Here is a 4,945-nt window from a genome sequence, read left to right on the forward strand (position 1 = left end):
TCGGTCTGTCAAGTGCTATATTCGGATAATTTATAAACTTTTGGAGCAACTCCACTGCTTGTGTTAAAAATCAAAAAAACGAGGAGCGAATTCCGCATGGAAGACACTCCTTAACTTAACGACATTGGAAAATTAATAATTCTTAAATATTATACGCTTTTGCTTTTCGTTACATCTGAAAATTAACTTTTAAAATACTGTATAGCTATTCTTAAAACCATATAACAAGCTAAATTAGACTTTTAAAAACACTGAACGCTTTTCGTAATTCTGTTTTTGAATAATTTAGCGTTTACAAAAACTTATTTGTGTAAGTGGTGTCTAAATAAAGTTTCAAGACGCAACAAAAAGAGGTCGTTATTTCAACGTCCTCTTTTTGTTCTTTGTGATTGGTTTGATAATAAATACCGATTTGGTCAGTGAATTCCAAGTAATATAGATAATCACAAGGACTAAAGATATAGAAGGGAGTTAATTACTCAAAGAAAGTGCTGACAACTCTGCCTTCTTTTAAATTGACCATACAAACGTTGATATAATCACCAAAACGGAAACGAACGACTGTCAGTTCTCCATCTTGACTCACTGAAATATCAGTTACATCATTTCTGGTCAGTCCCGCATTTGCTAAAGCTAAATTAATCGCTTGCTGGTCATCTTTGGAGCTCTGATGAGCTTCGGCTGCAGGCTGCTCCTTATCTTCGCTAGCATGATTCACATTTTCTTCTTTATTTGAATCAGATTCGTTTTTCGCTGGTTCTGATTTTTCTGTTGGTTCTTTTTTTACATCCGTTTTTCCTTGAGTTGAGTTATCTGATTTAGGCTCAACATCTTTGTAAATTTCGCGGCCTACAATAATCCCCTTTTTGGAAACTTCATATTTAAAGTTTCCTTTTGGAGTTGTGAATTCGATAATATATCCGTTTTTTGATTCCTGAGTCCGCAAATCACTTACTTCGTTAAGCTTATATCCGGAGTCATCCAATACGACTTCTGAAGCATCTTCAGCACTTACTGTATTTCCTGCCTTACAGCCAGTTAAAAGCACTAAAGCTGAAAGGGAACTGATTAGAAGTGCTTTTCCAAAATGATTAGTCATTACTGTCACCATATCCCCCATACTTTCCATAGCCGTAGCCATAATAGTGTTTCGATCTGAAGCCTGGTACCTTTGTCATTACGACACCAATCAGGTTAGCACCATTTCTTTGCAGATCCTGCACAGCTTCTCTGGCATCATATTTATCAGTATCTTTAGCACTTAAGACAAACAGAGTTCCATCTACCACGTGAGAAATTGGAATTCCATCAGCCACTGCGAAAACAGGTGGACAGTCAACGATTACGGCATCAAATTGTTTCTTTGCTTCATTGATGAACGTAGAAAAACGTCTTGAGCTGATCACTTCTGTAGGGTTTGGTACTTTGCTTCCTGTAGAAAGAAAATACAGCTGAGTATTGTTTCCAAAATCAATGATTTTAAGCTCATCCTGTTCCTGAATGAGATCTCCTTTTTGATAATGAGTCAGAAGGTTGGTTAGGCCTTTTGAGTTTGAAACACGTAAAAACTTATTCAGTGAAGGGTTTCTTAAATCGCAGTCGATTAATAGAACCTTCTGGTATTTATCTGCAAAAATCTTTGCCAGATTCAGTGAAACGCTGCTTTTTCCTTCATTAGGGTTCGTTGAAAGAACATTGATCGAACGCAGTGTTTCATCCATCTGAGAGAATTCAATATTTGTTCGTAACTGACGATAAACTTCATCCAGATTCATATCGTCATTTTTTCTGATTACATTTTTCGCCATATTTTCTTACCTGCTTTTTTTATCTTCTAAATCTGGTAATTCTGCGTAAACAGGAATTCCTAAGAATTTTTCAGCTTCTTCACGCGTTTTTAAGCGTTTGTCTGTCATCATTCGAATGACAATCCATCCCATACCGATTAAAAGACCAATCAGAGCTCCGATCACTGAATTCTTTAGAATAGATGGACCTACCGGGTTATAGTCAAGTTTTGGTGGGTTGGTAATGGTGATGTTTTTAATATTCAGACTTTCCTGCATCGTATCAATAAAGATATTAATGGTATCTTCAACAATCTCCTTGGATAACTTGGCATCACCTGTTGTCGCAGTAATGGTGATAATCTCGGTATTGTTTACGTTATTTACCGTTAATACATCACGTACATCCTGAGCGGACTGAAGACCAGTTTCCTGAGCTACAACACTCATGATGTTATCCTGCGTCAGCAGGTTCATAACATTAGTTACCAGTTTCTGGTTGGAGTTAATCGAGTTAATATCAACTTCTCCTTCAGAAACACTTGGAGTTAAAAACAAAGTACCACTTGAAGCATAAGTAGCTGGAATAAAAAACCATGAAAAAAGTCCAGCTCCAATTCCACCTATAACTACTAAAAGGATTAAAGCAACAATATGCTTTTTGATCTGTTCAAATAATTCACCTAAATCGATTGTCACTTCATCGTTGAGATTTTCATCCACTGATGACATGTATTCCTGTTGATTTCGATTTGGATTATTTCTTTTCAATCTATAATTCGAATCCATCATCTTACCTCATCCTGCGTTTATTTGATTTTCCGCTTTAAACTTTACTGACTTTATTTTAATTCGCCAATAGGTCTTCTATATATTTAAATTCTAATTTCAATTCAGATTTTTCCTGAGTCTTATTCCCGTTAAGTAACTTTTACCGTTTGGTTTCTTTTACCGTATTGGATTATTGACTTTATTATTCATGTTACTGCTCATTGACATATGGTGGAACTTCACCATTTAATACAGCCTGAATATCTGCCTTTCCTTTATCTACAGTTGCCTGGTTAGGATACATAACATAGGCATTATCACCAAGTTCACTGGCATAATCCGTACCGCCAGAACCATTTAAGCTGTATGAATAAATCTTCCAGTCTCCGCCATTCTGCAGCTGACCAGCAACAAGTTCCTTAATATCCTGTTCGGTCATGTTGGTCACAAAAGAACTGGATAGAGAACTGAGAATTCCATTGAAGTTATTCAGAATGGCCGGTGAAAGAGCCTTGCGAATAATCGCAGATAAAACTCTCATCTGGTTTCTTCCGCGTTCGCGATCACCTTCAGAAAAGCTGTACCGTTCTCTGACAAAAGCCAGAGCTTCATCTCCATTTAGAGTGATCTCTCCTGGGGCAAAGTAATAACCCTGTGCAGAGAAATTATTCGGGTTATTGACTGTAATTCCTCCAAGCTCATTTACCACATTTTTTAAGCTAGAAAAGTTCACTCGAATGTTGTAGTTGATATCAATACCCAATAGTTTTTCAAGAGTCATTTCGGTGGTTTCAGGACCATGAAGACCTGTATGAGTCAGTTTATCCATCGCTCCATTCATACACCCCATTTCTGGAGCACATGCAGTTTCCACATAATAGTCACGGGGAATGGATACTAATAAGACTTCATGAGCAGTTGGATTCACCGCTGCGATTAAGTTGACATCCGAACGGCTGTTTCGATAGAGGATGTTATCCCGGGTATCAATACCGCTGATATAAATCGTGAATGGTTCAAGTGCTGTATTCACTGATTCAGCTTCGTTTTTCACTTCTGTTGGCTCATAAACCAACGAGATAATCGGAATGATTTCTTCACCGATATTTTCCATATCCGGCATTTCGCTGAGAGTTCCAATGTAACCTGAATCAAGAATCATTCCATCAAGGGACTGACCTTTTAAAGCCTGCGCCATTTTATAGCTGGAAGTGAATTCAACCTGCTGAATCGAAATTTCTTTTTGATTCAAATCGTCAAGTACCATCTGAGTTCCAGCTGGATTCATTGTGGTTAAAACTCCGATCTTTCGATCTTTTAATCCATCTTCGTTATGGATCATTCCGTTATTTAAGACATAGAGACTGACTCCGGACTTTCCTTCAGGAATTGAGATCTCTGTAATGGCCTTATTTCCGGACTGCACAGTATAGGCACCAAAACCGCAGCTGACTAAAATCGCTGCTGATAAGATCCAGGCGATCACTTTCCAGGCGATATGAATATCATTCTTGATCATTACCAATGAGCAGATCGCCCATAATAATATGATAATGATCGAAAGCATCAAAAGAATTGATTTGGGAAGCATTCCCAGTTTGAAAAGTTCGTAAACAAAGAAGGCACCTGTCAGTGCCAGGACAGCTGACATAACGATGCCTGCTATTGTTCCCGCTTTTTTCATAATTTCTCCTTTTTAAAATCCCTGAGGTTTATTCTAATCACACAGCAAATCTCTTTCAATATTTGTTACAAAATCGATTGGTTATTTCTATATACAAAGCTTTAATTTCAAAAATTGAAATAAATTGAAATAAATTTGGTCGCTAATAAAAACTTTAACAAATAGAATAATCTGTAGTTCCCGAAATTTTTCTACTTAAACTCTAAATTGAGTTCTTCAGGGACTTTAATCTTGAATAACTTATATCCCTGATTTGCTTTCGAATCAGCCTCATGAATAATGATTTTGTCTTTGAATACTGAACAACGTTGATATCCCAGGTTTTGAAACAGACTGATTGGATTCAATTTCTTGGTTCTTTTATTCTCATGATTCAATAGTTCCAACTGGATTCTTTTGACAATCATTGAAGCGATAAAAGTAATCAGAAGATGACCTCTCAGACGGTCTTCAGATTGAATACGTACTGGTGTTCGGAGTCAAGTTATTTATTAACATTTTGGGCAACCAAACAATTAACAGTTTGGGTAATGAATTGGGGGAATAGAGAGGGGTCAGGTATTAACTATAGCAGCCAATACCTGACCCCTCTCTATTCCCCCAATTTGCACTCGCGCGGGCGCCTGGGGGGAGGCCGGACTGTTTAGTCCTCTCGAAATTCAAATTGCTTATCTTTCAGACGATAGGAATCCCCTACAATTTT

Annotated in this window: 4 protein-coding genes; all 4 read right to left on the minus strand. The window is 37.3% G+C overall.

All coding sequences use genetic code 11. The features are described 5' to 3' along the window. Positions 1-475: 475 nt before the first annotated feature. The 4 genes from BO222_RS06270 to BO222_RS06285 all read right to left on the minus strand — a co-directional run bounded on the left by BO222_RS06270 (position 476) and on the right by BO222_RS06285 (position 4,242). Entirely contained in the window at positions 476-1,099 is a 624-nt protein-coding gene (locus tag BO222_RS06270; RefSeq protein ID WP_075819372.1) for a hypothetical protein, read from the minus strand. Next, entirely contained in the window at positions 1,092-1,808 is a 717-nt protein-coding gene (locus BO222_RS06275) for a CpsD/CapB family tyrosine-protein kinase (protein ID WP_075819374.1), read from the minus strand. The genes BO222_RS06270 and BO222_RS06275 overlap by 8 nt, the downstream gene beginning before the upstream one ends. Before the next feature lie 6 nt (positions 1,809-1,814). Beyond that, the gene (locus BO222_RS06280) at positions 1,815-2,579 is read right to left on the minus strand and encodes a YveK family protein (protein WP_075819376.1); all 765 of its coding nucleotides are present in this window, start codon (positions 2,577-2,579) and stop codon (positions 1,815-1,817) included. A gap of 190 nt (positions 2,580-2,769) precedes the next feature. Further along, positions 2,770-4,242: an LCP family protein gene (locus tag BO222_RS06285; protein WP_075819378.1), complete on the minus strand. Its 1,473-nt coding sequence runs from the start codon at positions 4,240-4,242 to the stop codon at positions 2,770-2,772. Positions 4,243-4,945: the final 703 nt, after the last annotated feature.

Origin of the sequence: Ileibacterium valens (assembly GCF_001945525.1) — a bacterium.
Taxonomy (GTDB): Bacteria; Bacillota_I; Bacilli_A; order Erysipelotrichales; family Erysipelotrichaceae; genus Ileibacterium; species Ileibacterium valens.

What these genes read in the sequence shown, in the direction of transcription:
- BO222_RS06270 (WP_075819372.1), bottom strand. Translation starts at nt 1,099, where the DNA reads ATGACTAATCATTTTGGAAAAGCACTTCTAATCAGTTCCCTTTCAGCT.
- BO222_RS06275 (WP_075819374.1), bottom strand. Translation starts at nt 1,808, where the DNA reads ATGGCGAAAAATGTAATCAGAAAAAATGACGATATGAATCTGGATGAA.
- BO222_RS06280 (WP_075819376.1), bottom strand. Translation starts at nt 2,579, where the DNA reads ATGATGGATTCGAATTATAGATTGAAAAGAAATAATCCAAATCGAAAT.
- BO222_RS06285 (WP_075819378.1), bottom strand. Translation starts at nt 4,242, where the DNA reads ATGAAAAAAGCGGGAACAATAGCAGGCATCGTTATGTCAGCTGTCCTG.